Source organism: Pantoea sp. BRR-3P, from assembly GCF_039621635.1.
GTDB classification, from domain to species: Bacteria; Pseudomonadota; Gammaproteobacteria; order Enterobacterales; family Enterobacteriaceae; genus Pantoea; species Pantoea floridensis.
Map to the genome: position 1 here is coordinate 1,785,627 of NZ_CP155066.1, position 26,376 is coordinate 1,812,002.

Consider the following 26,376-nt stretch of genomic DNA (forward strand, 5'->3'; position numbering starts at 1 on the left):
CCTTTTTATTGGGCGCGCAACCGATGCGCGAAATTTAGTGATGCGCTTCGCAACCTGAAAATGCCAAAACAGGCAAACTGGTACAATCAGTTAAAATATTGTTAACAACACTGATTGTCGAGGCGGCGATGGCTATACAACAAGAATATCGGGGTGATTCTTTGAATAAGGTTTGGCTCAAACGCTATCCGCCAGATGTCCCAGCGGAAATTAGTGCCGATCGCTACACTTCGCTGGTCGATCTTTTCGAGCACGCAACACAGCACTATGCCGATCAGGTGGCATTCATCAATATGGGGCAGCCGATGACCTATCGGCAGCTGGAGAAGCAGAGCCGCGCGTTTGCTGCCTGGCTGCAGCAGGGGCTGGGGCTCAAGCAGGGCGATCGTGTGGCGTTAATGATGCCAAATCTGCTGCAGTATCCTGTCGCGCTATTTGGCGTGCTGCGTGCTGGTATGGTGGTGGTGAATGTCAATCCGCTCTATACGCCGCGCGAACTTAAGCATCAGCTAATTGATAGCGGTGCCAGCGCTATCGTGATTGTCTCTAACTTTGCCCATACGCTGGAAAAAGTGGTCGCTGAAACGCCCATCAAGCATGTGATGCTTACCCGCATGGGCGATCAGCTGGCACCGGTAAAGGCGACGCTGGTGAACTTCGTCGTTAAATACGTGAAAAAGCTGGTACCGAAATATCATCTGCCCGGTGCGGTTCCGTTCCGCAGTGCTCTACAGCAGGGCGAACAGATGACCTATCAGCGTCCGGCCATCACCAACGACGATCTGGCATTCCTGCAATATACCGGCGGTACCACCGGCGTTGCCAAAGGCGCGATGCTGACGCACCGTAATATGCAGGCCAATCTGGAACAGACCAAAGCCACTTACGGCAAACTATTGCGTCCGGGTAAAGAGCAGGTGGTTACCGCGCTCCCGCTGTATCATATTTTTGCGCTGACGGTGAATGGGTTGCTCTTCCTCGATCTCGGCGGGACTAACCTGCTGATTACTAATCCGCGCGATATTCCAGGCTTTGTCAAAGAGCTCAGCAAATTTCCGTTTACCGCCATCACCGGCGTGAATACGTTATTCAATGCGCTGCTGAATGATGCCAATTTCAACAAACTGGATTTCTCCACGCTGCGGCTGTCCGCAGGCGGCGGTATGGCGGTGCAAAAAGCGGTGGCCGAACGTTGGGAAAAACTCACGGGCCACTATTTGCTGGAAGGCTATGGCCTCACTGAATGTTCGCCGTTGGTGTCTGTCAATCCCTATGACATTACCTGTCATACCGGCAGTATTGGTTTGCCGGTGCCTTCAACAGATGTGCGCATCGTGGACGATGAAGATAAAGATGTTCCGCCAGGTGAACCGGGTGAACTGTGCATTCGTGGTCCGCAGGTGATGACAGGCTACTGGCAGCGCGCCGATGCCACCGATGAAGTGCTGAAAAATGGCTGGCTGCATACCGGCGATGTTGTTACCGTTGATAGCGAAGGCTTTATTCGCATCGTCGATCGTAAGAAAGACATGATTCTGGTGTCGGGCTTTAACGTGTATCCTAACGAGATTGAAGATGTGCTTATGCAGCACGAGAAAGTGCGTGAAGCGGCGGCGATTGGCGTACCGAGCGATCTTTCGGGTGAAGCCGTCAAAGTGTGTATTGTGAAGAAAGATCCTTCCTTAACGAAAGAAGAGGTGCTGGATCATTGCCGTCGTCAGCTCACCGGCTACAAAGTGCCGAAGATTATTGAGTTTCGTGACGAGCTGCCGAAGACCAATGTGGGCAAAATTTTGCGCCGTGAATTGCGTGATGAGGCGAAGCGAGAAGGGCAGTAACGTACCCTTCTCCCCAGGTTAACGCCGGCACAGTCCGGCGTTTTTATTGCTTTTAACATGGAGCGCTGCGCGTAGTTTGCCGCAGCGAGAAAGACAACGTGAATTACACCCTGATCGACCAAAATGACCAACTGGCCGCCGTTTGCGAGAAAGCTCGCCAGCATACAGCCGTGGCGCTGGATACTGAATTTGTGCGTACGCGCACTTACTATCCGCAGCTCGGCCTGATTCAGCTGTTTGATGGTGATCAGCTGATCCTGATCGATCCGCTTAACATTAGTGACTGGACGCCGTTTGTCGCTCTGCTGCAGGATAAGCAGATCACTAAATTCCTGCACGCCGGTGGCGAAGATCTTGAAGTTTTCCTGCACCGTTTTAAATGCCTGCCCAATCCGATGGTTGATACACAAATCCTGGCGGCATTTATCGGCCAGCCGCTATCGTGGGGCTTTGCTTCAATGGTGATGCATTTCAATCAAATCGAATTGGATAAAAGCGAATCGCGTACCGACTGGCTCGCGCGTCCGCTGACCGAGCGTCAGTGTGAATACGCAGCGGCCGATGTGGCCTATCTGCTTCCTATCGCCCATCAGCTGGTGGCGCAAACCGAAGCTGCGGGCAATATGGCGGCGGCGCTAAGCGAATGCGATACGTTGTGCCAGCGCCGTCTTGATGTGCTGCAACCGGAAGAAGCGTGGCGTGATATCACTAACGCATGGCAGTTACGTCCGCGTCAGCTGGCCGCCTTACAGCGTCTCGCAGCATGGCGTTTAAACATCGCACGTCAGAAAGATATGGCGGTGAATTTTGTGGTGCGTGAAGAGAATTTGTGGAAAGTGGCGCGCTTTATGCCGGGCAGTCTTGGCGAGTTGGACCATTTAGGTCTTAATGGCCATGAGATCCGCTTCCACGGTAAAGCGATGGTGGCATTAGTCGCCGAAGCGCTGGCACAGGATGAAACTACCTTGCCGCAGCCGCTGCCAAATCTGATCGATCATCCGCACTACAAGCAGGCGTTCAAAGCCATTAAGGCGCTGGTACAGCAGGTGAGTGAAGAAAGCGGATTTAGTCAGGAGTTGCTGGCATCACGTCGCCAGATCAATCAGGTGCTGAGTGTTCATTGGGGATTGAAGAGCGCTTCGCGTACACCGGAACTGCTTTCTGGTTGGCGCGGCGATCTGCTTAAAGCCGGTATCGACGAGATTCTGCAGGCGCTTTAAGACAGCATTTTCCCCTGCGCAACAACGCAGGGGAAAATCAGGAAACCGCTTTAATCATTTAGGAACGTCTTCCGGCTCCGGCAGTGTTACGTTGAGCTCAAGGATAGAGATATCATCCCCTTTCTGATCCAGCTGAACGGTCACCATATCCGGGTCAATTTTTACGTATTTACAGATCACTTCCAAAATATCGCGCTTCAGCTGCGGCAGGTAATGGGGCTCACTGTCACCCCTTCTGCGTTCGGCTACGATAATCTGTAGCCTTTCCTTGGCTATATTGGCTGTGTTCTTCTTACGGGATAAAAAGAAATCAAGTAATGCCATTGGTTATCCCCCGAACAGGCGTTTAAGGAAACCCTTCTTCTCTTCTTCAATAAAGCGGAAGGGGCGTTCTTCGCCAAGCAGGCGATCTACGGTATCAGCATAGGCTTTACCGGCGTCAGCGTTTGCGTCGAGGATCACCGGCTCACCCTGGTTAGAAGCACGCAGCACAGATTGATCTTCCGGAATCACACCAACCAGCGGAATGCGCAGAATTTCCAGCACATCTTCCATGCTCAGCATATCGCCACGCGTCACGCGGCCAGGATTATAACGGGTCAACAGCAGATGCTCTTTTACCGGATCCTGGCTGTTCTCGGCACGACGTGATTTAGAGGAGATAATGCCAAGAATACGGTCGGAGTCACGTACTGAAGAGACTTCTGGGTTGGTGGTGATGATCGCTTCATCCGCGAAGTACAACGCCATCAGTGCGCCAGTTTCAATACCCGCCGGTGAGTCGCACACAATAAAGTCGAACTCCATCGCCGCCAAATCGTTTAGTACCTTCTCAACGCCTTCACGGGTCAGCGCATCTTTATCACGCGTTTGCGAGGCGGGCAGAATGTAGAGCTGCTCGGTGCGCTTGTCGCGGATCAGCGCCTGATTCAGGGTGGCATCGCCCTGGATAACGTTTACAAAGTCATAAACCACGCGGCGTTCACAGCCCATGATTAAATCAAGGTTACGCAGACCGATATCGAAATCGATAACGACGGTTTTTTTGCCTTTCTGCGCTAACCCGGTAGCGATGGCCGCGCTTGACGTGGTCTTGCCAACGCCCCCTTTACCCGATGTAACTACAATAATGCGTGCCATAAATGTTGATTTCCTTAACGAAAGAAAAGGGGCTTAATTAAGTGTCTGAATGGTGAGTGCGCCTTCCTGGAGGCTCAGGCGCGCAGCTTTACCAAAAAATTCCGCCGGAATCTGATCAATCATCCAATATTCCCCGGCAATTGAGACCAACTCTGCGGCGAGGTTGGTGCAAAAAATCTGGCTATCGCTTTGGCCGCCCACGCCGGCGAGTGCACGCCCACGCATCATGCCGTAAATGTGGATATTGCCGTCTGCGACCAATTCCGCGCCGGCGCTGACGCTGCTGGTGACAATGAGATCGGCATTGCGCGCATAAATTTGTTGTCCCGAACGCACCGGTGTATTGATGATGCGCGTTTTACTGGTGCCTTCCATTACCGCAGGGGCAATCGGCGCGGCCTCAGTAACAGGGGCACTTGTCTGTTTGCGATTCTCTTTACCTTCAGAAAGAACCGGCAAACCTGCGCGGGCAATCATTTTTTTCAGGGCTTCATCTTTGCAACCGCTAACGCCAACAATACGCAGCCCGGTAGCCATTACCGCTTGTTGCATCTGCTTCCAGTTAATGTCGCCGGTTAACGCTGACACATTGAGCACCACAGGTGCATTCTGCAAAAAGGCGGGAGCCTGATCGATTTTGTCCTGTAGCGCCTGACGAATCACCTCGGGTTGCGAATGATGCAGATGAACGACTGATAGGGTAAAACTGCTTCCCTTAAATTCGATTGGCGTTTGCGACATCTGTGCTGACTCAGTCCTGTTTTACGACCCTTAAATGTACGTCGATAAAATCGGCAATAACATCAAACGGTCAATATTCGAAGTTCTGCAAGCATGTTATAGTTACTGCTATATTCAGGCAAGTGACGCCACCGGTTAATTCGAGTAAAAAATATGTTTTGTGTGATCTACAGAAGCCCGCAACGTGAACAGACTTATCTGTATGTTGAAAAAAAAGACGATTTCTCACGTGTCCCTGAAGAACTGCTGCGTGGCTTCGGCAAACCCCAGCTGGCAATGGTGCTGTCACTGGATAAGCGCGACAAGCTAGCCAACGCTGATATCAATAAAGTTAAGCAAGGATTAAGCGATCATGGCTATTATTTGCAAATTCCGCCGCCGGTTGAAAGTCTGCTCAACATTCATCTCGATCAGGGTAAAAAAGATTAATTCAGATTCATCTGTAAATATATCCTGTAAAAATAATCAGTGCTATTTGCGTTAATTAACTGCCCGCGTAAAACTTTTATTGCGGGCAATTATCAAAACGCTTAGTCGATTTTGTCGCAAAGAATTAACGACTTTTGACAATTTCCGCCACGCCAGCCGTGATAAACCCGCTAATATATTCCTCCTCAGCCTGCCGCGTTCCGGCGCTGAAACAGACAGCGTCGCCAGCATCACTGGCGGCATACACAACTAAAGCAGGGGAATAGCATGTATCAGCATCGTAACTGGCAAGGCGCTCTGTTGGATTATCCCGTCAGCAAAGTGGTTTGCGTTGGCAGCAACTATGCGAAGCACATCAAGGAGATGGGCAGCGCCACGCCCACTGAACCGGTGGTGTTTATCAAACCAGAAACCGCGGTATGCGATCTGCGCCAGCCGCTGTCGATTCCGACAAATTTTGGTGAAGTGCATCATGAAGTTGAGCTGGCGGTACTGATTGGCTCGACGCTGAAGCAGGCGAACGAAGAACACGTGGCGAAGGCCATTGCCGGCTATGGCGTCGCGCTGGATTTGACCTTACGTGATGTGCAGGCCAGTTTGAAGAAAGCGGGCCAACCCTGGGAAAAATCCAAAGGTTTCGATAACTCGTGTCCATTGTCGGGTTTTATTCCCGTTGCTGAGTTTAGCGGCGATCCACAGAACACCGAACTGAAGCTGGTTGTTAACGGCGAAGTGCGCCAGCATGGCACTACTGCGGATATGATCCACAAAATCTTGCCGCTGATTGCCTACATGAGCCAATATTTCACCCTGCGCGCGGGCGATGTGGTGCTGACCGGTACACCCGAAGGCGTTGGCCCAATGCGCTCTGGTGATAAGCTGGAAGTCTCGCTTGCCGGCCATGGTATCGCGACTCGCGTACTGTAAAACTTGCATCACCGCACCTGAACCTTTATAAGGTGCGGTCTTATTATTAACCCGGACCGCCATCATGACTGAACAACCTTTCTGGCAGACAAAACGCCTTGACCAAATGAACGACGCAGAGTGGGAATCTCTATGCGACGGCTGTGGCCAATGTTGCTTGAATAAGTTGCAGGATGCGGACACGGATGAAATCTACTTTACCAACGTGGCCTGCAATCAGCTGAACATCAAGACCTGCCAGTGTCGCAGCTACGAGCGTCGTTTTGAGTTAGAAGAGAATTGCATAAAGCTGACGCGTGAAAATCTCACCAGTTTTGAATGGTTGCCACGTACCTGCGCGTATCGCGTGTTAGGGGAAGGGAAAACCTTGCCAGCCTGGCATCCGCTGATTGCCGGTTCGAAAAAGGCGATGCATGCTCAGCGCATTTCAGTGCGTTTTATTGCGGTGCGCGAGAGTGAAGTGCGCGATTGGGAAGAGCATATCATTGATCGACCCGATCGCAACGGGTAAGCGAGAAACAGGCAGCCTTGGCTGCCTGTTTTGTTACTGCTTAACGCCCGAACAGATCGCGGCGTTTTGGTTTGAACGGTTGCGCAATCAGTACCAGCAGCGCGACTAACAGATATGCCGCGAAAATGACGATCATCCACTGCGGCATGCTCCAGGTGAGGAACGTCCAGCCACGCTCGGCGCAGTCGCCACTCGCCACAAACACCGCTGGCAGCCATTTATCCAGCGGTAACCAGGTAGGGAAGCGGGCGGCAAAGTCGCAGGTCACAAACGGATTAGGATGCAGCTGAATCATGGTGTGTTCGTAAGAGAGACGAGCCCCTTCATAGGCGCTATAGATCCAGATGAGGATCGCCGCCCAGCGCAGTGGCGTTTTCGGTGCAATCGCTCCGACGATACCCGCACCTATCACGCCGAATAGCGCGCAGCGTTCATAAATACACATTACACAAGGCTGTAATCCCATAACGTGCTGGAAATACAACGCAGTCAACTCAAAGGCCAGTGCTGTTAGGGCCAGCAGTAGCCAGGCACCTCTTCCATACGAGCATTGATTCAAATATCGCAACATAGTGCTTTTCCTGTAACCGTTAATGTGTCGCAGTGTAAACCAAAAGCGTAACCGTGCCAGCCAGGCAATAGGAAAAAATCTTAAACAAAAATGACTTAAGTCGAGTTCCGTTGAAAAAAGAGGGCATGGAGTGAAAGAGGAGAAGCCGGCATAGCGCAACCCTGTGCTTCTGCTTGAAGGGGGCCTGAGATCGCGACTGAATTTTGCGCCAGCGCGCGCTTTTAATCGGTTGGCAGGCTATTTCCGCTATAGCCGCTCTGGTATGATGAGTCGCATTACGATAAAGAAAGTAACGAGAAATAAATGCTATGGTGATTAAGGCGCAGAGCCCTGCGGGATTTGCTGAAGAGTATATTATTGAGAGCATCTGGAATAGTCGTTTTCCACCGGGATCTATTCTGCCTGCCGAACGTGAGCTTTCTGAACTGATTGGCGTAACTCGCACCACGTTGCGCGAAGTGCTGCAGCGACTAGCTCGCGATGGCTGGTTGACCATTCAGCACGGCAAACCGACGCGCGTTAACGATTTCTGGGAAACCTCCGGTTTAAACATTCTCGAAACTCTGGCTCGTCTCGACCACGATAGCGTGCCGCAGTTGATTGATAATCTGCTGTCGGTGCGCACGAATATTGCTTCCATTTTTATCAGCCGTGCGCTGCGTCATCATCCAGATAAAGCGCGTGAAGTACTGGAAAATGCGTTGAGTGAGGAAGACAAAGCAGAGGCTTATACCGAGCTGGATTACCGTGTGTTCCGCGGATTGGCTTTTGCTTCTGGAAATCCTATTTATGGTCTGATTTTAAATGGCCTTAAAGGACTTTATACCCGCGTTGGTCGTCACTATTTCTCCAACCTGGAAGCGCGTGAGCTGGCGCGTAACTTCTATCGTCAGCTGGCGGATTTGTGCGTTGCCAACCCTTCACAGGAGCAGATCGTTGATAGCGTGCGCGACTATGGTCGTCGCAGCGGCGAGATTTGGCACAAAATGCAGAAAAGCATGCCGGATGATTTAGCCAGCAAACGATAAAGAAAAACCGGACTTCACAGTCCGGTTTTTTTGTTATAGCGATGGACCGCGCGCGGGCGAACGATCCAGCAACTCTACGCTGCCATCCTCATTCTGCTGCTCAAGAATGACATCAAAGCCCCATAAGCGATGTACATGCTTCAGAACTTCTTTACGGCTCTTATCAAGCGGCGCCCGCTGTTGCGGCACGTAACGCAACGTTAAAGAACGATCGCCGCGTAAGTCGACGTTATAAACCTGAATGTTAGGTTCCAGATTGCTCAGATTATATTGCGCCGACAGCTGCTGCCGAATCGCGCGATAACCCGCTTCGTCATGAATAGCCGCAATTTCGAGGAAATTGTTGCGGTCATCGTCCATCACCGTAAACAACCGGAAATCACGCATTACTTTTGGCGACAGGAACTGGCTGATGAAGCTTTCATCCTTAAACTCGCGCATCGCAAAATGCAGGGTCTTCAGCCAATCTGAACCGGCAATATCAGGGAACCAGTAGCGATCTTCTTCGGTAGGTGTCTGACAGATGCGCTTGATATCCTGGAACATTGCGAAGCCCAGTGCATAGGGGTTGATGCCGTTATACCACTGGCTGTTATACGGCGGCTGATACACGACATTGGTGTGGCTGTGCAGGAATTCCATCATAAAGCGTTCCGACACTTTGCCCTCGTCATACAGATGATTCAGGATGGTGTAGTGCCAGAAGGTGGCCCAACCTTCATTCATCACCTGCGTCTGTTTCTGCGGATAAAAGTATTGACTGACTTTGCGGACAATACGCAGCACCTCACGTTGCCAGGATTCCAGCAGCGGTGCATTTTTCTCCATGAAGTAGAGCAGATTTTCCTGCGGCTCAGAAGGGTAGCGTGAAGCCTCAACGTGCACCGACTCCTTCTCTTTGCGCGGTAGCGTGCGCCACAGCGTATTCACCTGGCTCTGCAAATACTCTTCACGACTCTGCTGCCGTGCTTTCTCTTCCTGCAGTGAAATCTTTTGCGGGCGCTTGTAACGATCAACACCGTAATTCATCAGCGCATGGCAGGAATCCAGTAGACGTTCCACTTCTTCCACACCGTAGCGCTCTTCGCAATCGGTAATGTAATTTCGCGCAAACAGCAGGTAATCGACGATTGAACTGGCATCGGTCCAGCTACGGAACAGATAGTTATTTTTGAAGAAAGAGTTGTGACCATAACAGGCGTGCGCCATCACCAGCGCCTGCATGGTCATGGTGTTCTCTTCCATCAAATAGGCGATACACGGATTGGAATTAATGACGATCTCATAAGCCAGGCCTTGCTGACCGTGCTTATAGCGTTGTTCGGTTTCGATGAATTTCTTGCCAAACGACCAGTGTGCATAGTTGATCGGCATACCCACGCTGGAGTACGCATCCATCATCTGTTCGGAGGTGATCACTTCGATTTGGTGCGGGTAGGTTTCCAGCCCGTAGCTTTTCGCTACCCGGTCAATTTCCGCCAGATAATCATCCAGCAGTTCGAAGGTCCAGTCTGGGCCATCACTGAGTCGTTTACTGCTGCGGGTTGGCTCGTCAAAGATTGTCGTCATAGCGCACCTCTGTTTTGCAAGCGGCAGGGATTACCTGTCACGATCGTTTAAGGCCTCATCCTGAGTAAAGATGGCCCAATAAAACTGAGCGAACACTTCAATGATAGTCCACTGTCGCTTATCCGAAACTGGATCTCAATCGAATTCTTTTGGCAGAAAATCATTCAAAAAGCGCCAGTTAAGACGCCGCATGTGATAAATATTGGTTTTATTATGGATTGCAGAGTAATGCTCTGTTTATAAGTTAAATGTATGACTGCGGCGCTTTCTCCTGAAAAAAGAGTAAACCACTCCCTGACGCATAATAAATGGCTGAATAACGGTTTTAAGGCATAAAAAATCCTGATTTTTGATGTGCTGCATGATTTCAGTGTGCAGGCAGGTGAAAAACATGTGAAATATGTCGATCGAATGTAAGATTTGATTGGCGGTGAAATTATGCTGCCTTGGGCTTGGTTAGTAGTTAATTGTTCTTTTGCTGCGACGAGGGGCTTATGCGCGTAGTGATTCTTGGTAGTGGTGTGGTTGGGGTTGCAAGCGCCTGGTATCTGGCTCAGGCCGGACATGACGTCACGGTGATCGATCGTCAGCCCGCAGCGGCGTTAGAAACTAGCGCCGGTAACGCCGGACAGATATCGCCAGGCTATGCCGCGCCCTGGGCGGCGCCGGGCGTGCCGCTCAAAGCGGTAAAATGGATGTTCCAGCGTCACGCCCCGTTGGCGGTTCGTCTCGATGGCAGCAAGTTCCAGCTGGAATGGATGTGGAATATGTTGCGTAACTGCGACATGCAGCACTATCAAGAGAACAAAAGCCGTATGGTGCGCATTGCGGAATACAGCCGCGACTGCTTGAAAACGCTGCGTGCCAGCACCGGTATCGCTTACGAAGGTCGCCAGGGCGGGACGCTGCAACTTTTCCGTACTCAGCAGCAGTTTGAAAGCGCCAGCAAAGATATTGCTGTGCTGCGCGATGCCGGCGTGCCGTATGAGTTGCTGGAAGCGCATCAACTGAAAAATGTCGAACCGGCGCTAGCGGCCACGGCACACAAACTTACCGGCGGTCTGCGTTTACCTAACGATGAAACTGGCGATTGCCAATTGTTTACCCAGCGTCTGGCTGAGATGGCCGCAGCGGCGGGCGTCACCTTCCGCTATAACACGTCGGTGGATCAACTGCTGCGCGAAGGTAACCGCATTTATGGCGTGAAGTGTGGCGATGAAGTGATTAAAGCCGATGCGTATGTGGTGGCGTTTGGTTCCTATTCGACGGCGCTGTTGAAAGATATCCTTTCAATCCCGGTGTATCCGCTGAAAGGGTATTCGCTGACGATTCCAATTAAAGATGCCGATGCTGCGCCAGTTTCCACCATCCTTGATGAGACCTACAAAGTGGCGGTGACGCGCTTCGACGATCGCATCCGCGTGGGCGGCATGGCGGAAATTGTTGGTTTTAACACCAAACTGTTGCCAGCACGACGTGAAACGCTGGAGATGGTGGTCCGCGATCTCTATCCTGAGGGCGGATATGTTGAACAGGCCACGTTCTGGACCGGATTGCGTCCTATGACCCCGGACGGAACGCCAATTGTTGGACGCACGCCGCTCTCCAATCTCTATCTCAATACCGGCCACGGCACGTTGGGATGGACGATGGCGTGTGGTTCCGGTCAGCTTCTGGCTGATTTAATTTCCGGTCAGAAACCGGCGATCGCCGCAGATGATTTGTCCGTGCTGCGCTACCTGCCGGGTTTTGAGCCCCATTCGTCGCCACTGCGTAACGCCAGCGCGACGCGTTAAAACCTCAGGGAGAGTTAAAGCATGTCACGTCCAACCGGTGCCACCATCAATCAACAGGCGCTGCGTCACAATCTTGCTACTGTGCGTCAGGCTGCTCCACACTCGCACGTCTGGTCGGTAGTAAAGGCTAATGCGTATGGTCACGGTGTTGCACGCGTGTGGCAAAGTCTCGCCGAAACTGATGGGTTTGCCCTGTTAAATATGGAAGAGGCCATCCTGCTGCGTGAGCAGGGATGGAAAAAACCGATTCTGCTGCTGGAGGGGTTTTTCCATGCGGAAGATTTAACGCTGATCGATCGTTATCGCCTTACAACCAGCGTGCACAGTAACTGGCAAATTCAGGCGCTGGCGAAAGCGCGGCTGTCGGCGCCGGTTGATGTTTATCTGAAAATTAACAGCGGCATGAATCGGCTGGGTTTCCGACCGGAACTGGCGCAGGCGGCATGGCAAAAACTGCGGGCTTTGCCGACTGTAGGTGAGATGACGCTGATGGCGCACTTTGCCGATGCGGAAAATCCGGATGGCTTAATTGAGCCGATGAAGCGTGTGGAGCTGGCGGCAGAAGGGTTGCATTGTCCTCGTTCCTTGTCGAACTCTGCGGCCACGTTGTGGCACCCGGAAGCACATTTCGATTGGGTACGTCCCGGCATTATTCTCTATGGCGCGTCACCCAGCGGTGACTGGCAGGATATCGCCAGCACCGGATTGCAGCCGGTGATGACGCTTAACAGCGAGATCATTGGCGTACAGCAATTAAATGCCGGTGATGGTGTTGGTTATGGGTATCGCTATCATGCTCGTGCCGCACAACGTATTGGTATTGTCGCCTGCGGTTACGCCGATGGTTATCCACGCCACGCACCAACGGGCACACCCGTTTGCGTTGATGGTGTGCGCACGCAAACCTTGGGCGCGATCTCCATGGACATGATGATGGTCGATTTGGAACCTTGCCCGCAGGCCGGAATTGGCTCGAAGGTTGAGCTGTGGGGTAATCAGGTTAAGATCGATGAGGTGGCAAAAGCCGCCGGAACAGTGGGTTACGAGCTGATGTGCGCGCTCGCGCCACGCGTTCCGGTTGAGGTTATTTAAGCGCGGTCACGCTGCCGCGCATATTTTTGCTGCAGCGCCAGGCGATGAGGGCCAGCGCTGCACCCGTCAGCATCATCAATGCCAGAGACGATTTCTCCGCCACCGGTAGGGCCACGATGGCCATACTTCCACCGGCACCGCACGCCATCTGTATAAATCCTTGTAAGGCTGCAGCGACACCGGCCTGCTGTTGATACGGCTCCAGCGCATAGCTGGTGGCCGGTCCGACGGTAAACGCTAATCCTGCCACAGAAACGGCCACCGGGATCATGTATAGCGCCCAATGGTTTTGCCATGCGGCCGGAAACAGTGCGGTGCCCATCATCAGCAGAATGGCGCCAATCAACATCGTCGCAAAACCCATCGCCAGACAGAACGGGCGTCCCGCTTTGCGAATGGTTTTATTCACGAAGGCGCTTACCAGCATGATCCAAAAACCATTGGCGCCAAAGGCGAAGGAGAATTGGAGTGGCGTGAGGCCGCCTTCGGTCATCAACACATGCGGCGCCAGTGAAACATACGTTAGCACCATGCCCAACGCACCGGCATTAGCAAATGCGAAGGCAAGGAAGCGTGGTTCACGCGCAATTGCGCCATACTGCGCCAGCGGCAACCCTTTTACCCGCAGCGTGTCTGCAGGGCGCGTTTCTGGCAGCCAGATGACGACAATCAATCCGATAACTACCGCATAACCGCACAGGAACCAGAATGGTGCGCGCCAGCCATAGGCTTCCGCCAGAATACCACCCAGCAGGGGAGCCAGTGCCGGAACAATATTCAGTGCGCCATTGAGAAAACCGTAAGCGCGAGCCGCATCTTCACCACTCAGGCGATCGCGCACGCCACTAAAGGCCACTACTGCGCTGCAGCACACGCCGCAACCCTGGATGATGCGCGCCAGGAAGAACACCGGCCATTGCGTGGCGGTGGCCGCAACGATGCTGCCAATGATGTACAAGCCCAGGCCAATCAGCGCGATTGGCTTACGGCCAAAATTATCAACCAGTGGTCCGGTTACCAGCTGACCGATACCCATCACCAGCAAAAACAGAGGAATGGTGAGCTGGATGAGGCTCACCGGGCTGTTCAGGCCATCGGCGATTTGCGGCAAAGTGGGGAGGTAAAGATCAATGCCAAGCGGTGCCAGCAGCACGAGGCTTAGAAGTATCAGGGTGAATTTTTGCATTACGTACCGAAACGACCTGTTAAACAAGCGGGAAGGGTAATGACTCTGTGAGGAAAAAGAAAGGGATAAAAAGAAAAGGCGATGCCTGCCAAACTGCGCAGGCATCGCGTCGAGGGTATTAGTAAGCGCCGTCGCGACGCACCACGACACCCGCGGTTTTAAACAGAATGGCGATGTCCGTCCACAGCGCCCAGTTTTTAACATACCAGGAATCGAAGTAAACGCGCGTATCGTAATCGATATCGTTACGGCCGCTGACCTGCCACAAACCTGTCATGCCGGGTTTGGCCATCAGGTAATAATCCACATCACCCGCATAGCGTTCCAGCTCTGCCTCGATGACGGGGCGTGGGCCCACCAGGCTCATTTCACCGCGAATCACATTCCACAATTGCGGCAGCTCATCAAGGCTGGTTTTACGCAGGAAGTTACCAATTTTGGTCACGCGCGGATCGTTTTTCAGTTTAAAGTCACGATCCCATTCCGCACGCGCCTCTTCGCTGGTTGCCAGAAGGTTCTGCAGCACTTCTTGCGAGTTGGTTACCATTGAGCGGAACTTAAGGCATTTGAATTTCACGCCATCCTGACCGACGCGCTCATGACCATAAATCGCATTACCGCCGTCACGCTTCACCATTGCACATAGCAATCCAAATACCGGACCAAGGAACACCAGCAGCATAGAAGCGACAACAATATCGAAGGTACGCTTCAGGAAACGAGAAGAGCGTTTCGCCAGGTTGTTGCTCACGCGCAAAATCATCACTTCATGGCTGAAGATGAATGACATATCGGTACCATACAGCGGTACACCGCGCAGCGTTGGGATCACGGAGATCGACCGACACTTCATTTTAGACAGGAACTTCAGCCATTTATCGCGCACCACTTGCTGCTCATATTCTGTGGCGACGATAAATTGCGTGTTGTCGCGGTCCATGGTTTGCCAGTTGATATCTTTCCAGGTGATAACCGGTACGCCGTTAACTTTTTCATGCTGCTGGTCATCATCGAGGGAGATAAAGGCCTGCACGTTGTAGCCCAGGATCTCCTCGCTTTGTAACGCGGCATAGGCTTCCATGGCGTTTTTACCAGAACCAATGATGATGGTTTCCTTCTGCCATTGACCTGCGCGGTTAATGGCCCGCTTAACCACGGCTCGCATCAGCGGCAGCAGCAGCAGGGCATAGGTCCAGCTGAACACCCATACCATGCGGGAGAAGTCCCATTTTGAAAAGGCAATCAGCGCCAGATCAAGCAGAGAGAAAACAAACAGCGTTTTAATCACCTCTTTTAATTCAAACCAAAACGGTTTGCGGTAGGTGTAATGGCGCATCCGTACCCAGAACCAGGCGGTACAAAGTACGGACAAACCTAACTGCGCAATAAAACGATATTCAATCTGTTGAGGCGGAATAAACGTATCCAGTTCACCCCAAATACCTTGCACGGTGGCGGCAGATAAAAACAATGCCAGATTTAATGCTATTAAATCGGAGACACTCAGTGCGACTTTTGCGATGAGGTTTTTGCGCAGTCCGCTCCACGAGCGGGTTGCATTGTTCATTATTAAAGTACTTGCCATAAAACCTGCTCTCTTTTCTTAAGTAAAAGATGGCCTGACCAGAATCAAGTACGCGCTCAGGAGTGGTCCGCTGAAAATCAGGAAAAATAATATTTTCAGCGAGATATAAGTCAGTGCTGCCATAAGCGCTGCATGGAAAGGACCGTTTGAGACGTGATACACGTCACGAAAAGCTGCAGCAACGGTTAAGAGTATGCAGGAGTTATTTGACAGAGTTAATATGGAAATAGTCTGAAAAGGAAATAAATGACTAAAGAAATAATGGGGTAATCTGATGAAAAATAAGGCTAAAATCTCAATGTTCGACAATATAATGCTTGTTTTTAAGACTGCTTTTCGGAATCACCGCCATTTTAATAAATGGCGGTAACGACAATCAGGCAGGTTTTTTTAGTACCCACAGGTCCTGCTCCTTGTCATAGTGCCCAATTTGCAAATCGACAGCCTTACCATCAATTGACGCTGGCACACTGGTTTCACTGTCCCAGCCGTCGAGTTGGTCCACCAGGCCGGGATTGGTTTTGCCAGGAATACTCACAGTCTCCATATTGTCATTATTGAACGTTGCATCAACAATTTCATAGCGACCGATTTTTACCACGTGTTCCATTATATTCTCCCGTGTTTGCTGGGTTGAATAGTGAGCATAGTCGTTAACACGCAGTTTACGAGCGTTAAGAGCTCGGATTATTCCTTCTCTTCCATTACGCGCACGCCAATTTTGACGATCTGATTATCTTCTTTTTCGGCCACGGTCCAGGTGAGTTGGTTCCACTCGACCTGATCGCCAACCACCGGTGTGCTGCCCAGCAGGCTCATCACCAGCTGACCCAGCGACTGTTGATCGTTCGTCTGCTCATCCAACTCGAGCCCGTATATTTGCGCCACATCGCGCAGGCGAGCGTCTGCATCCAGAATAAAATCACCAAAGAAGCGCTGATCCAGCGCCACCGGCGGCGATTGGCTGAACATTTTGCCAAGGGCAGGTAAATCACGTTCACGACCAATAACGCAGAGTACATCACCCTCTTTTAGCCGCGTATTACCATTCGGGTGCATCAGTGCGTTATCGCGGAACAGGGCAGCAATTCGTGTTTCTCGCGGCATCTGCAAATCACGCAGCGCTGCTCCCACACACCATTTGTCCGCGCTCAATTGATAAATGAATTGCTCCCAGGGATTCTCAGGATGGATATCCAGCCCAACCCGGCTGATTGGCGATGCGGTTGGCGGTACCACAACTTTTGCACGTTTAGCGGCATAGCCCAGTGACGTACCTTGCAGCATCAGCGACACCAGCACGACAAAGAAGGCGATGTTGAAGTAGAGTTTGGCATTTTCTAATCCAGCCATCATCGGGAATACCGCGAGGATAATCGGTACGGCGCCGCGTAGGCCAACCCAACTGATAAAGATGCGTTCGCGTCCGGTGAAGCCTTTGAAGGGCAGAAGACCAACCAGAATGGAAAGGGGGCGCGCGACTAAAATTAGCCACAAGGAGAGAATCATCGCCGGCACAGCGATGTGCCATAAGTCGGACGGCGTCACCAGCAAGCCCAGCACAATGAACATGCCAATTTGGCTCAGCCAGGCCATGCCATCAAAGGTTTGCAAAATACCGTGGCGGTTGCGAATGGGGCTGTTACCCAGCAGGAAACCGCACAAATAAACCGCCAGAATGCCGCTGCCTTCCATGACGGTGGTTAGCGCAAAGACGATGATGCCACCGCTTACCGCCAGCAGTGGATACAAACCTTGCGCGAGATTAATACGATTAATTAACTGCTGCAGCGCCCAGCCGCCACCAAGGCCTAATACGATGCCTAAACCGAATTGCTGTACCAGATGCACCACGAACATCCAGCTCAGACCGGATTGGCCCTGCTGAATCATGTCGATCAGCGTGATAGTAAGAAACACCGCCATCGGGTCGTTGCTGCCGGATTCGATTTCCAGCGTAGAGCTCACGCGCTCGTTGAGACCTTTATCGCCTAAAAGCGAAAACACCGCGGCGGCATCAGTGGAACCGATAATCGCCCCGATCAGGAAGCCCTGCATTAAATCAAGTTTGAATAACCACGCGGCAGCGACGCCGGTTAAACCGGCGGTGATCATCACGCCGACGGTCGCCAGCGATAGCGCCGGTCCAAGAGCCACCTTCAACGAGGAGGCTTTGGTACGCATACCGCCGTCCAGCAGGATGATAGCTAACGCAAGGTTAGAAACCAGATAGGCAACCGGGTAGTTGTCGAAGGCAATACCACCAATGCCATCAATTCCGGCCAGCATGCCGAGCGCAAGGAAGATGACCAGAATGGGAATGCCAAGGCGTGACGAGAATGAACTCAGCAAAATACTTGCTGCAACCAGCACGGAACCAATAATGAACAAACTGTAAATCATGCTGGTATTCAACGGCGTTCTCCTGCGGCGGGACCAAAAAAACAAACTGCGGGGGGATTCACACAGATAAGCTGAAAAGATAATGCCTTATCAATAGCTTGTCAGCGCTTAATTGCACTTTTTTTCATTCTGCGGGTCGGCATCCCATATAAGGTTAAATTCGTATGAAAAAAGCACAGTTTTCAGGGGGAGTGAGCGTAGCCGCGGAAAAGAAAAAGCCGGTCGGTGACCGGCTTATAAATTTAGGCTTCAGCAGCCTGTTTGTGGAAAAGTTCTCTAAATACAGGGTAGATGTCCTCTGGCTCGCGAATATGTTGTATCGCAAAGTTATCGAACATCGCCTGCAGGTGCTCGTACTCGCGCCATAAGGTCTGATGAGCTCGGCGCGTAATCTCGATGTAGCTGTAATAACGTACTACTGGCAGAATATGTTTGGCTAAAATCTCGTGACAGAGTGGAGAATCATCAGCCCAGTTATCGCCATCCGAAGCTTGCGCCGCGTAGATGTTCCATTGTGCCGGGTCATAACGCTCTTTCACCACCTCATCCATCAGTTTAAGTGCGCTTGAAACGATGGTGCCGCCGGTTTCCTGCGAGTAGAAGAACTCCTGTTCATCCACTTCTTTCGCTTGCGTGTGGTGGCGAATGTATACCACGTCAACGTTCTTATAGGTTCGGCTCAGGAACAGATACAGCAGGATATAAAAGCGCTTCGCCATATCTTTAGTCGCTTGATCCATCGAACCTGACACGTCCATCAAGCAGAACATGACTGCCTGGCTGGAGGGTTCCGGCCGCTTTTCAAAATTTTTGTAACGCAGATCAAAGGTATCAATAAACGGCACCCGATCAATGCGCGCACGCAGTTCAGCGATCTCTTTGCGTAACCGCTCTTCTTCCAGCAATTGAGCCGGCTCGCTGTTCTCCACCTCTTTCAGTGTGTCTTCCAGCTCATGCAGCATGCGACGTTTACCCGCAGTCATCGCCGTCCGACGAGCGAGCGAATTCTGCAGCGAACGCACCACGCTGATGTTGGCAGGCACACCGTTTGAGGTGAATCCGGCACGGTGCGTTTTGTACTCGTTTAGCTGACGATGCTGATTCTTGCGCAGATTCGGCAGCGCAAGATCCTCAAATAACAGATCGAGATATTCGTCTTTAGAAATCTGGAAAACGAATTCATCCTGGCCTTCACCATCCTGACTGGCGTTGCCCTGGCCGCTTCCACCGCCACCGCCGCCTTGTGGACGCTCGATACGGTCGTTCTGCACGAAGTGATCGTTCCCTGGGTGGACGCGATGGCGACTGCCGCCGCGACCCTGATGGAAACTCGGTTCATTAATATCGTCAATTGGAATCGAGACCGATTCGCCGCTCTCGACATCGGTCACCGAACGCTTATTGATGGCCTCGGAGATCGATTGCTTGATTTGCGACTTATAACGGCGCAGAAAGCGCTGCCGATTGACGGCGCTTTTATTCTTACCGTTCAGACGCCGATCGATAAAATAGGCCATAAAACTCCCCCAAACTGCATTGCAAGCTCAGGCCGGGATACCCGGCCTCATGTTACGGCACCATGATGCCGCATCGCTTACAGGTAACGATTATGACGATTTACGCACGCGCAGATACCACTCGCACAGCAGGCGTACTTGCTTGCGGGTATAGCCTTTTTCCATCATGCGATCGACAAAATCATCGTGTTTTTTCTGTTCGTCCGTCGAGGTCTTGGTATTAAACGAAATCACCGGCAGCAACTCTTCGGTATTCGAGAACATTTTCTTCTCGATAACCGTGCGCAGTTTTTCATAGCTGGTCCAGTTTGGATTGCGGCCGCTGTTCTGCGCGCGGGCACGCAAAACAAAGTTAACAATCTCATTACGGAAATCTTTCGGGTTGCTGATCCCAGCAGGTTTCTCGATCTTTTCCAGCTCTGCATTGAGTGACTCGCGGTCGAAGAGCTGTCCGGTATCAGGGTCGCGATATTCCTGGTCCTGAATCCAGAAGTCAGCGTACGTTACGTAGCGGTCAAAAATGTTCTGGCCGTATTCAGAGTAGGATTCCAGATAGGCGGTTTGAATCTCTTTGCCAATAAACTCGGCATATTTCGGAATCAGGTAGCCTTTCAGATGCTCAAGGTATTTCTCCGCCAGATCCTGCGGGAACTGTTCGCGCTCAATTTGCTGTTCCAGCACATAAAACAGGTGCACCGGGTTAGCCGCCACTTCGGCATGGTCAAAGTTGAACACGCGTGACAAAATTTTAAACGCGAAGCGCGTAGAGAGCCCGTTCATGCCTTCATCTACGCCCGCGTAATCATGATACTCCTGCCAGGATTTCGCTTTTGGATCGGTATCTTTCAGGCTTTCACCATCATATACGCGCATTTTTGAGTAGATGCTGGAGTTTTCCGGCTCTTTCAAGCGCGACAGAATTGAGAAGCGGGCCAGCGTTTCCAGCGTTCCCGGTGCGCAAGGAGCAGTGGTTAACTCACTGTGATCCAACAGCTTATTGTAAATCTTAATCTCTTCAGAAACGCGTAAGCAGTAAGGCACTTTGACAATGTAAACACGGTCAAGGAACGCCTCATTGTTTTTGTTATTACGGAAAGTGACCCATTCTGATTCATTGGAGTGCGCCAGAATGATGCCATTAAACGGCAGAGCAGAGATGCCCTCAGTCCCGTTATAGTTACCTTCCTGCGTGGCGGTCAGCAGCGGATGTAGCACTTTGATTGGCGCTTTAAACATCTCAACGAATTCCATCACACCCTGGTTCGCGCGGCACAATGCACCTGAGTAGCCGTAGGCATCAGGATCGTTCTGCGCGTGATTTTCCAGTTTGCGGATATCCACTTTACCAACCAGCGCAGAGATGTCCTGATTGTTCTCGTCACCCGGCTCGGTTTTAGCTATAGCAATCTGTTCCAAAATTGACGGCCAGACTTTTACCACTTTAAAGCGAGTGATATCACCGCCGTATTCATGCAGACGCTTCGCTGCCCAAGGCGACATGATGGTGCCGAGATAACGCCGCGGTACGCCATACTCTTTTTCCAGGATATTGGCATCTTCCTGCGGGTTGAACAGGCACAGCGGATGATCATTTACCGGGCTGCGTTCGCCATCCGCGCTTAACACGTAAATCGGCACTCGCTGCATCAGCGCTTTCAGTCGTTCAGCCAGCGACGATTTACCGCCGCCCACTGGGCCCAATAAGTAGAGAATCTGTTTCTTCTCTTCCAGACCTTGCGCAGCGTGCTTCAGGTAGGAGACGATTTGCTCAATCGCTTCTTCCATACCGTAAAACTCTTCAAAGGCAGGGTAGCGTCCCATGACGCGGTTGGAGAAGATTCTGGAAAGGCGTGGCTCTTGCGCAGTGTCAACCATCACCGGCTCACCGATGGCCATTAAGAGTCGTTCGGCAGCGTTGGCGTATGCACTACGATCCTGTTTACAGATGGCGAGGAATTCCTGTAGTGAGAATTCTTCATCCTTGGCAGCTTCATAACGCTGACGATAGTGATCGAATATATTCATAGCGATGCCCGTCCTTTCGTTTTTAGCACAGGTAAAGGAGCGTAATTAAAGGTTATAGCAGCTCCCGGAAGATATTCTTTAATGAGTACAGCAACCCTTATGCCAACCTGACGTTTTTTTATCGGGATACACAATTATTTCGGTTACTCTGCTCGTACAAAAAGTCTCGTCTTACATTTAACTGTAGAAGGCAATCAGAAAACCTGCTGCCACTTTTAACCTTAATCAGCGATATATCAATAACAAAGTCTCATAAGCACTGAGACAATCAACCTAAGCATGGATAGCAAGGAGGCGGCTCAGATAATTCCTCCGCGCCGCCTCCAGAGCATCATTAAACGTTAACCGATAGCAAAAATTTGGTTAGACTCTACGTGTGATTGTTATATTAATGGACTGAATAAATTGTGAACCAATTCAAACTTAAAGCGCTTGCTCTTGTTGTTCCTTGTTATTTTGTGGCGTTCGCCACTCATGCAGAAACCTTAACTCTTGGGGCTTCGGTCATTTATGCCCAGTCTCCTTATAAGGGGGGACAAGACCGCTATCTGCCGATTCCTGTGATTAATTATGAAGGTGAAAACTTCTGGTTCCACAGTCTGCAAGGCGGCTATTACTTGTGGAAAGACCCACAGAATCAGCTCTCGCTAACCGTACTGGGTTCGCCTCAGGAGTATGATCCTAAAGATAACGATTTAGGCGATATGAAAGCGCTCGATAAGCGTCGCATGACGCTGATGGCAGGTGCTACTTATCGTCACGTCGCCGATTGGGGGATTGTGCGTACTGCGCTGCTCGGCGATGTACTCAATGACAGCAATGGTATGCTGTGGGATCTTACCTATCTTTATCGTTTCGATTTTGGCGCATTAAGTCTGACGCCGGGTATCGGTGCGATATGGAACAGTGCCAATCAGAACCGCTATTACTATGGTGTTTCATCACACGAAAGTACCCGTACTGGCATCGCTGAATATCACCCAGATGACAGTTGGTCGCCTTATGTGGAAATGAACGCCAGCTATCAAATTACTGATAGCTGGAATGCCAGCTTATCTGGTCGCTATACGCGCTTTGACAGCGAAATTAAAGACAGTCCAATGGTCAATAAAGAGGGGCAGTTCACCCTCTGGACCGGCATTAGTTATACCTTCTGATAAGCAAAGTGGACGCCTCATAATGAGGCGTTTTTCTTACATTGCACCAATAATGAGCCCCGTAATGGAGCGGAGGAGGAGTGATGAAAACCATAACGTTTCCCGGCGAAGCCGCCATTCCTGCAATTGGGCAGGGAACGTGGTACATGGGCGAGAATGTTGCTCAGCGCCGTCAGGAAATTGCCGCGCTACAGGCGGGGCTGGAACTCGGATTAAAGGTTATTGATACCGCCGAGATGTATGCCGAAGGGGGTGCGGAGGAGGTAGTTGGTGAAGCGCTGCGCGGGCGTCGCAATCAAGCCTGGCTGGTGTCAAAAGTTTATCCATGGAATGCCGGGGAAGTTGATGCCATTGAGGCTTGCGAGCGCAGTCTTCGCCGTCTGCAAACCGATTACCTCGATCTCTACCTATTACACTGGCGCGGTAATGTGCCTTTAGAAGAAACCCTGCGTGCGATGGAATCATTGCAGCAGCAAGGTAAGATTCGTCATTGGGGCGTATCCAATTTCGACAGTGCCGACATGCTGGAACTGTGGAATGAGCCAGGCGGCAAAGCCTGCTTAACTAATCAGGTGCTTTATCATTTAGCCTCCCGGGGCATTGAGTATGATTTGCTGCCTGAATGCCAACGCCGTGGCATGCCAATCATGGCGTATTGTCCGTTAGCGCAGGCGGGACGCTTAAGAAAGGCGCTGTTCGAGAATGCGCATCTGCAGCAAATTGCACAACAGAAGAGCATTAGCGTGGCACAATTAATGCTGGCGTGGGTCATTCGCATGGAGGGTGTTTTAGCGATCCCTAAAGCCAGCAGTGAAGATCATGTGCGACAGAATGCTGCCGCGCTAAGTATTCATCTCAGTCAGGAAGAACTCACGATTATTGATGGGGTGTTTCCAGCGCCGCAGAGTAAAACAGCGCTGGATATCGTATAGCCCTGCAGAAGTTTATTTGTTGACGACCCGAAGGGTGGCGCTCAGGCGAGCAGGAGATTCACCTGCACTTTTTAATGGCTTACTAATCCGTGCCGTTTCAACACATACCATGGTTTTATATCCCTCATTGGCCATGTCGCCCATGCTGCAGGATAGTTCAGGACCGGGATTCCACGTGACAACGTCACTTTGATAATGGTGATAAACTTCAATCTGACGTTTACCCGCTCTATCATGGATTACACTACAATCATCTGCGGCAGTATGGACACGATCCACTCGATTGGGATAGGTCTGTTTGCCATCGGATTCCCCAATCGAATTATCGTTAACTTTATCGATAAAGCTCTTTCCTAAGCCACTGACTTCCACTTGCGCAATATCGGCAACCTGAAAATAGCTGTGCAGCGCGGCTGTCGCTTCATAGTCACCATATGCTTCCAGCTCAATTTCACAGTGCTCTGCGATGCGGAAGCGAGCGAGCAGAGTAAAGTCATGCGGCCACAGTTTTTTGGTCTGTGCGTTGCTTTCCAGCGTAAAAGTCAGCATGACGGCATCATCGTTTTCGTCATGCGCAGTCAACGTCCACGGCATATTGCGCGCGAAGCCATGCGCCGGTTCGCCTGCTGGACCAAACCATGGCCAGCAGATCGGCACGCCACCACGAATCGCTTTACCGGCAGTAAATGGTGTCTTTTCACTGAGCCAAATTACCGGTTGTTGTCCACTCGGCTGCCATGAAAGGAGATGTGCGCCCTGCAGCGCAATGGCCGCGCGGACTTTTGGATGGCTTACCACCAGAATCGGTAAATCACCTTGCTGACGCTGTGACAGATAGGGGGTGATTTGATTCACTACCGGAAGGGTATATAGCGTATCTTGCATTGTCAGACCTTCTCTTCATCCAGTCGAAAAAAAGGGGTGACCGAAGTCACCCCTTGTCTGTTTCACCGCTTTGCTTACTTAGAAGCAACCAGTGCAATCAGGTCCAGAACTTTGTGTGAGTAACCTGTTTCGTTATCGTACCAGGAAACCAGTTTCACAAAGTTGTCGTTCAGAGCGATACCCGCTTTAGCATCGAATACTGAAGTCAGAGTTTCGCCGTTGAAATCGGTAGAAACGACGTCATCTTCGATGTAGCCCAACACGCCTTTCATTTTGCCTTCTGACTCAGCTTTGATCACTGCACAAATTTCTTTGTAGGTCGCTGGTTTTTCCAGGCGAACAGTCAGGTCAACAACAGACACGTTTGGCGTTGGAACGCGGAATGCCATACCGGTCAGTTTGCCGTTCAGTTCTGGCAGAACTACGCCTACTGCTTTAGCCGCACCGGTAGAAGATGGGATGATGTTCTGTGCTGCGCCGCGGCCGCCGCGCCAGTCTTTATGAGACGGGCCATCAACAGTTTTCTGCGTAGCGGTGGTTGCATGAACGGTGGTCATCAGACCTTCAACGATGCCGAAGTTATCGTTGATAACTTTAGCCAGCGGTGCCAGGCAGTTGGTGGTGCAAGATGCGTTAGAAACGATGTCCTGGCCGGCATATTTGTCAAAGTTAGCGCCACGCACGAACATTGGGGTGCTGTCTTTAGATGGACCCGTCAGAACTACTTTCTTCGCACCAGCGGTGATGTGTTTACGTGCAGTTTCGTCGGTCAGGAAGATACCGGTCGCTTCAGCAACAACGTCAACACCCACTTCGTCCCACTTCAGGTTAGCCGGGTCTTTCTCAGCAGTAACACGGATTTTCTTACCGTTAACAATCAGCGCACCGTCTTTAACTTCTACAGTGCCGTCAAAACGACCGTGAGTAGAGTCGTACTTCAGCATATAAGCCATGTAATCGGCGTCGAGCAGATCGTTGATCGCGACGATTTCGATGTCAGAACGCTGCTGTGCAGCACGGAAAACGATGCGACCGATACGGCCAAAACCGTTGATACCTACTTTGATAGTCATATATTCCACCAGCTATTTGTTAGTGAATAAAAGGTTGGCTGTAAAATTACAAAAACCTTACCAGGCGTCAAGCGGAATCGTGTCAATTGTTGCGACAGGTCAATTCCGACACCAGGAATAATTCGTTGCGCAATCGCTTACGCAGCACCCTTATTGCGCGCCTATGTTACGCCGAATGCAGGCTGAAAAGGGATGAGTTTTGCAAAGGGTGATCCCCATCACAAAATCGTGCTCTTGCCGAGATGTCAGAAGCGTTAGCACGAAAAAAGACCCGATAGATGTTGTACGTTTGTTAGAATACTAGTCGATTTTTTCAGAATGACACTCCGGAAGATAAAATGGCTAAAGACACCGCACCCGAGGCAAAAATCGCGCAGCTATCCGAAATGCAGCGCTATGTTACTCAGCATCGTGGAACGGAGCCCCCTTTTTCGGGCGCGTTGCTGCACAACAAGCAGGAAGGAATTTACCACTGCTTAGTTTGTAATTCGCCGCTGTTCCTCTCCGAAACGAAGTACGATTCAGGCTGTGGCTGGCCAAGCTTCTATCAACCTTATAGTGATGAAGCTATTCGCTATCTGGAAGACGATACGCATGCTATGCACCGCGTCGAAATTCGCTGTGGTAACTGCGATGCTCATCTTGGGCATGTATTCCCGGACGGCCCTCAACCAAGCGGCGAGCGCTATTGCGTAAACTCCGCCTCGTTGAATTTCACTGATGAGCAGGGCAATCAGCAAGAGGGTTAAGC

Annotated in this window: 24 protein-coding genes; 11 read left to right on the forward strand and 13 right to left on the reverse strand. The window is 51.2% G+C overall.

Annotated features, from left to right (window positions below; all coding sequences use genetic code 11):
* Positions 1-161 precede the first annotated feature (161 nt).
* Both fadD and rnd read left to right on the forward strand, forming a co-directional pair.
* On the forward strand, positions 162-1,838 hold the full coding sequence (gene fadD, locus AAGR08_RS08250; RefSeq protein ID WP_141400251.1) for a long-chain-fatty-acid--CoA ligase FadD: 1,677 nt from the start codon (positions 162-164) through the stop codon (positions 1,836-1,838).
* 98 nt (positions 1,839-1,936) lie between these two features.
* A complete protein-coding gene (gene rnd / locus AAGR08_RS08255; protein ID WP_345829533.1) occupies positions 1,937-3,058 on the forward strand; it encodes a ribonuclease D in 1,122 nt (373 codons plus the stop codon).
* Positions 3,059-3,112: 54 nt separating this feature from the next.
* On the opposite strand, the gene minE is transcribed toward rnd, so the two are convergent.
* The 3 genes from minE to minC are packed head-to-tail and all read right to left on the reverse strand — an operon-like array spanning position 3,113 to position 4,939.
* On the reverse strand, positions 3,113-3,382 hold the full coding sequence (minE, locus tag AAGR08_RS08260) for a cell division topological specificity factor MinE (RefSeq protein ID WP_007889661.1): 270 nt from the start codon (positions 3,380-3,382) through the stop codon (positions 3,113-3,115).
* A 3-nt stretch (positions 3,383-3,385) separates the two neighbouring features.
* Positions 3,386-4,198 carry a septum site-determining protein MinD gene (gene minD, locus AAGR08_RS08265; protein WP_007889662.1) on the reverse strand — a complete coding sequence of 271 codons (813 nt, stop codon included), beginning with the start codon at positions 4,196-4,198 and terminating at the stop codon, positions 3,386-3,388.
* Positions 4,199-4,231: 33 nt separating this feature from the next.
* Entirely contained in the window at positions 4,232-4,939 is a 708-nt protein-coding gene (gene minC, locus AAGR08_RS08270; protein WP_345829536.1) for a septum site-determining protein MinC, read from the reverse strand.
* A gap of 153 nt (positions 4,940-5,092) precedes the next feature.
* Between minC and AAGR08_RS08275 the strand changes: the two genes are divergently transcribed.
* The 3 genes from AAGR08_RS08275 to AAGR08_RS08285 all read left to right on the forward strand — a co-directional run bounded on the left by AAGR08_RS08275 (position 5,093) and on the right by AAGR08_RS08285 (position 6,806).
* Complete coding sequence (locus tag AAGR08_RS08275; protein ID WP_345829538.1) at positions 5,093-5,368, forward strand: YcgL domain-containing protein; 276 nt, start codon at positions 5,093-5,095, stop codon at positions 5,366-5,368.
* Between the two features lie 267 nt (positions 5,369-5,635).
* A complete protein-coding gene (locus AAGR08_RS08280; protein WP_345829540.1) occupies positions 5,636-6,295 on the forward strand; it encodes a fumarylacetoacetate hydrolase family protein in 660 nt (219 codons plus the stop codon).
* Positions 6,296-6,359: 64 nt separating this feature from the next.
* Positions 6,360-6,806, forward strand: a complete 447-nt coding sequence (locus AAGR08_RS08285; protein WP_007889667.1) for a YcgN family cysteine cluster protein — start codon at positions 6,360-6,362, stop codon at positions 6,804-6,806.
* Positions 6,807-6,846: 40 nt separating this feature from the next.
* Here AAGR08_RS08285 and dsbB read toward each other — a convergent pair whose 3' ends face one another.
* A complete protein-coding gene (gene dsbB / locus AAGR08_RS08290) occupies positions 6,847-7,377 on the reverse strand; it encodes a disulfide bond formation protein DsbB (RefSeq protein ID WP_345829541.1) in 531 nt (176 codons plus the stop codon).
* A 308-nt stretch (positions 7,378-7,685) separates the two neighbouring features.
* On the opposite strand from dsbB, the gene fadR reads away from it, so the two are divergent.
* Entirely contained in the window at positions 7,686-8,405 is a 720-nt protein-coding gene (fadR, locus tag AAGR08_RS08295; protein ID WP_097097149.1) for a fatty acid metabolism transcriptional regulator FadR, read from the forward strand.
* Between the two features lie 33 nt (positions 8,406-8,438).
* Here fadR and AAGR08_RS08300 read toward each other — a convergent pair whose 3' ends face one another.
* A complete protein-coding gene (locus AAGR08_RS08300; RefSeq protein WP_097097150.1) occupies positions 8,439-9,974 on the reverse strand; it encodes a SpoVR family protein in 1,536 nt (511 codons plus the stop codon).
* A 494-nt stretch (positions 9,975-10,468) separates the two neighbouring features.
* On the opposite strand from AAGR08_RS08300, the gene AAGR08_RS08305 reads away from it, so the two are divergent.
* On the forward strand, positions 10,469-11,770 hold the full coding sequence (locus AAGR08_RS08305; protein WP_097097151.1) for a D-amino acid dehydrogenase: 1,302 nt from the start codon (positions 10,469-10,471) through the stop codon (positions 11,768-11,770).
* Between the two features lie 21 nt (positions 11,771-11,791).
* A complete protein-coding gene (dadX, locus tag AAGR08_RS08310; protein WP_345829543.1) occupies positions 11,792-12,862 on the forward strand; it encodes a catabolic alanine racemase DadX in 1,071 nt (356 codons plus the stop codon).
* Here dadX and AAGR08_RS08315 read toward each other — a convergent pair.
* The 6 genes from AAGR08_RS08315 to yeaG all read right to left on the reverse strand — a co-directional run bounded on the left by AAGR08_RS08315 (position 12,855) and on the right by yeaG (position 21,578).
* Positions 12,855-14,048: a multidrug effflux MFS transporter gene (locus tag AAGR08_RS08315; protein WP_097097153.1), complete on the reverse strand. Its 1,194-nt coding sequence runs from the start codon at positions 14,046-14,048 to the stop codon at positions 12,855-12,857. The two genes, dadX and AAGR08_RS08315, sit on opposite strands and share 8 nt — an antisense overlap.
* A gap of 118 nt (positions 14,049-14,166) precedes the next feature.
* A complete protein-coding gene (gene wbaP / locus AAGR08_RS08320; RefSeq protein WP_097097154.1) occupies positions 14,167-15,633 on the reverse strand; it encodes an undecaprenyl-phosphate galactose phosphotransferase WbaP in 1,467 nt (488 codons plus the stop codon).
* A 376-nt stretch (positions 15,634-16,009) separates the two neighbouring features.
* Positions 16,010-16,243, reverse strand: a complete 234-nt coding sequence (locus AAGR08_RS08325; protein ID WP_097097155.1) for a DUF1480 family protein — start codon at positions 16,241-16,243, stop codon at positions 16,010-16,012.
* A gap of 77 nt (positions 16,244-16,320) precedes the next feature.
* Positions 16,321-18,048 (reverse strand): potassium/proton antiporter, encoded by a 1,728-nt coding sequence (locus AAGR08_RS08330; RefSeq protein ID WP_097097156.1) that lies wholly within the window; start codon positions 18,046-18,048, stop codon positions 16,321-16,323.
* Positions 18,049-18,278: 230 nt separating this feature from the next.
* Positions 18,279-19,553, reverse strand: coding sequence for a YeaH/YhbH family protein (locus AAGR08_RS08335; protein WP_345829547.1), 1,275 nt, complete (start codon positions 19,551-19,553; stop codon positions 18,279-18,281).
* Between the two features lie 90 nt (positions 19,554-19,643).
* Positions 19,644-21,578, reverse strand: coding sequence for a protein kinase YeaG (yeaG, locus tag AAGR08_RS08340; protein WP_097097158.1), 1,935 nt, complete (start codon positions 21,576-21,578; stop codon positions 19,644-19,646).
* Positions 21,579-21,985: 407 nt separating this feature from the next.
* Here yeaG and AAGR08_RS08345 point away from each other — a divergent pair, with 407 nt between their 5' ends.
* Positions 21,986-22,735, forward strand: coding sequence for a MipA/OmpV family protein (locus AAGR08_RS08345; protein ID WP_345829549.1), 750 nt, complete (start codon positions 21,986-21,988; stop codon positions 22,733-22,735).
* A gap of 80 nt (positions 22,736-22,815) precedes the next feature.
* On the forward strand, positions 22,816-23,667 hold the full coding sequence (locus AAGR08_RS08350; RefSeq protein ID WP_345829550.1) for an aldo/keto reductase: 852 nt from the start codon (positions 22,816-22,818) through the stop codon (positions 23,665-23,667).
* 12 nt (positions 23,668-23,679) lie between these two features.
* Here the strand turns inward: AAGR08_RS08350 and AAGR08_RS08355 are convergent, their stop codons facing one another.
* Together AAGR08_RS08355 and gapA are read right to left on the reverse strand one after the other, a co-directional pair.
* Complete coding sequence (locus AAGR08_RS08355; RefSeq protein ID WP_097097161.1) at positions 23,680-24,552, reverse strand: D-hexose-6-phosphate mutarotase; 873 nt, start codon at positions 24,550-24,552, stop codon at positions 23,680-23,682.
* A 74-nt stretch (positions 24,553-24,626) separates the two neighbouring features.
* Complete coding sequence (gapA, locus tag AAGR08_RS08360; RefSeq protein WP_007889697.1) at positions 24,627-25,625, reverse strand: glyceraldehyde-3-phosphate dehydrogenase; 999 nt, start codon at positions 25,623-25,625, stop codon at positions 24,627-24,629.
* Positions 25,626-25,963: 338 nt separating this feature from the next.
* Between gapA and msrB the strand changes: the two genes are divergently transcribed.
* Positions 25,964-26,374: a peptide-methionine (R)-S-oxide reductase MsrB gene (gene msrB, locus AAGR08_RS08365; protein WP_345829552.1), complete on the forward strand. Its 411-nt coding sequence runs from the start codon at positions 25,964-25,966 to the stop codon at positions 26,372-26,374.
* The last annotated feature ends 2 nt before the right edge of the window (positions 26,375-26,376 follow it).

Excerpts from the sequence above, each read along its gene's own strand:
- minE (WP_007889661.1), bottom strand. The coding sequence starts at position 3,382 with ATGGCATTACTTGATTTCTTTTTATCCCGTAAGAAGAACACAGCCAAT.
- minD (WP_007889662.1), bottom strand. The coding sequence starts at position 4,198 with ATGGCACGCATTATTGTAGTTACATCGGGTAAAGGGGGCGTTGGCAAG.
- minC (WP_345829536.1), bottom strand. The coding sequence starts at position 4,939 with ATGTCGCAAACGCCAATCGAATTTAAGGGAAGCAGTTTTACCCTATCA.
- AAGR08_RS08275 (WP_345829538.1), top strand. The coding sequence starts at position 5,093 with ATGTTTTGTGTGATCTACAGAAGCCCGCAACGTGAACAGACTTATCTG.
- AAGR08_RS08280 (WP_345829540.1), top strand. The coding sequence starts at position 5,636 with ATGTATCAGCATCGTAACTGGCAAGGCGCTCTGTTGGATTATCCCGTC.
- AAGR08_RS08285 (WP_007889667.1), top strand. The coding sequence starts at position 6,360 with ATGACTGAACAACCTTTCTGGCAGACAAAACGCCTTGACCAAATGAAC.
- dsbB (WP_345829541.1), bottom strand. The coding sequence starts at position 7,377 with ATGTTGCGATATTTGAATCAATGCTCGTATGGAAGAGGTGCCTGGCTA.
- fadR (WP_097097149.1), top strand. The coding sequence starts at position 7,686 with ATGGTGATTAAGGCGCAGAGCCCTGCGGGATTTGCTGAAGAGTATATT.
- AAGR08_RS08300 (WP_097097150.1), bottom strand. The coding sequence starts at position 9,974 with ATGACGACAATCTTTGACGAGCCAACCCGCAGCAGTAAACGACTCAGT.
- AAGR08_RS08305 (WP_097097151.1), top strand. The coding sequence starts at position 10,469 with ATGCGCGTAGTGATTCTTGGTAGTGGTGTGGTTGGGGTTGCAAGCGCC.
- dadX (WP_345829543.1), top strand. The coding sequence starts at position 11,792 with ATGTCACGTCCAACCGGTGCCACCATCAATCAACAGGCGCTGCGTCAC.
- AAGR08_RS08315 (WP_097097153.1), bottom strand. The coding sequence starts at position 14,048 with ATGCAAAAATTCACCCTGATACTTCTAAGCCTCGTGCTGCTGGCACCG.
- wbaP (WP_097097154.1), bottom strand. The coding sequence starts at position 15,633 with ATGGCAAGTACTTTAATAATGAACAATGCAACCCGCTCGTGGAGCGGA.
- AAGR08_RS08325 (WP_097097155.1), bottom strand. The coding sequence starts at position 16,243 with ATGGAACACGTGGTAAAAATCGGTCGCTATGAAATTGTTGATGCAACG.
- AAGR08_RS08335 (WP_345829547.1), bottom strand. The coding sequence starts at position 19,553 with ATGGCCTATTTTATCGATCGGCGTCTGAACGGTAAGAATAAAAGCGCC.
- yeaG (WP_097097158.1), bottom strand. The coding sequence starts at position 21,578 with ATGAATATATTCGATCACTATCGTCAGCGTTATGAAGCTGCCAAGGAT.
- AAGR08_RS08355 (WP_097097161.1), bottom strand. The coding sequence starts at position 24,552 with ATGCAAGATACGCTATATACCCTTCCGGTAGTGAATCAAATCACCCCC.
- gapA (WP_007889697.1), bottom strand. The coding sequence starts at position 25,625 with ATGACTATCAAAGTAGGTATCAACGGTTTTGGCCGTATCGGTCGCATC.
- msrB (WP_345829552.1), top strand. The coding sequence starts at position 25,964 with ATGGCTAAAGACACCGCACCCGAGGCAAAAATCGCGCAGCTATCCGAA.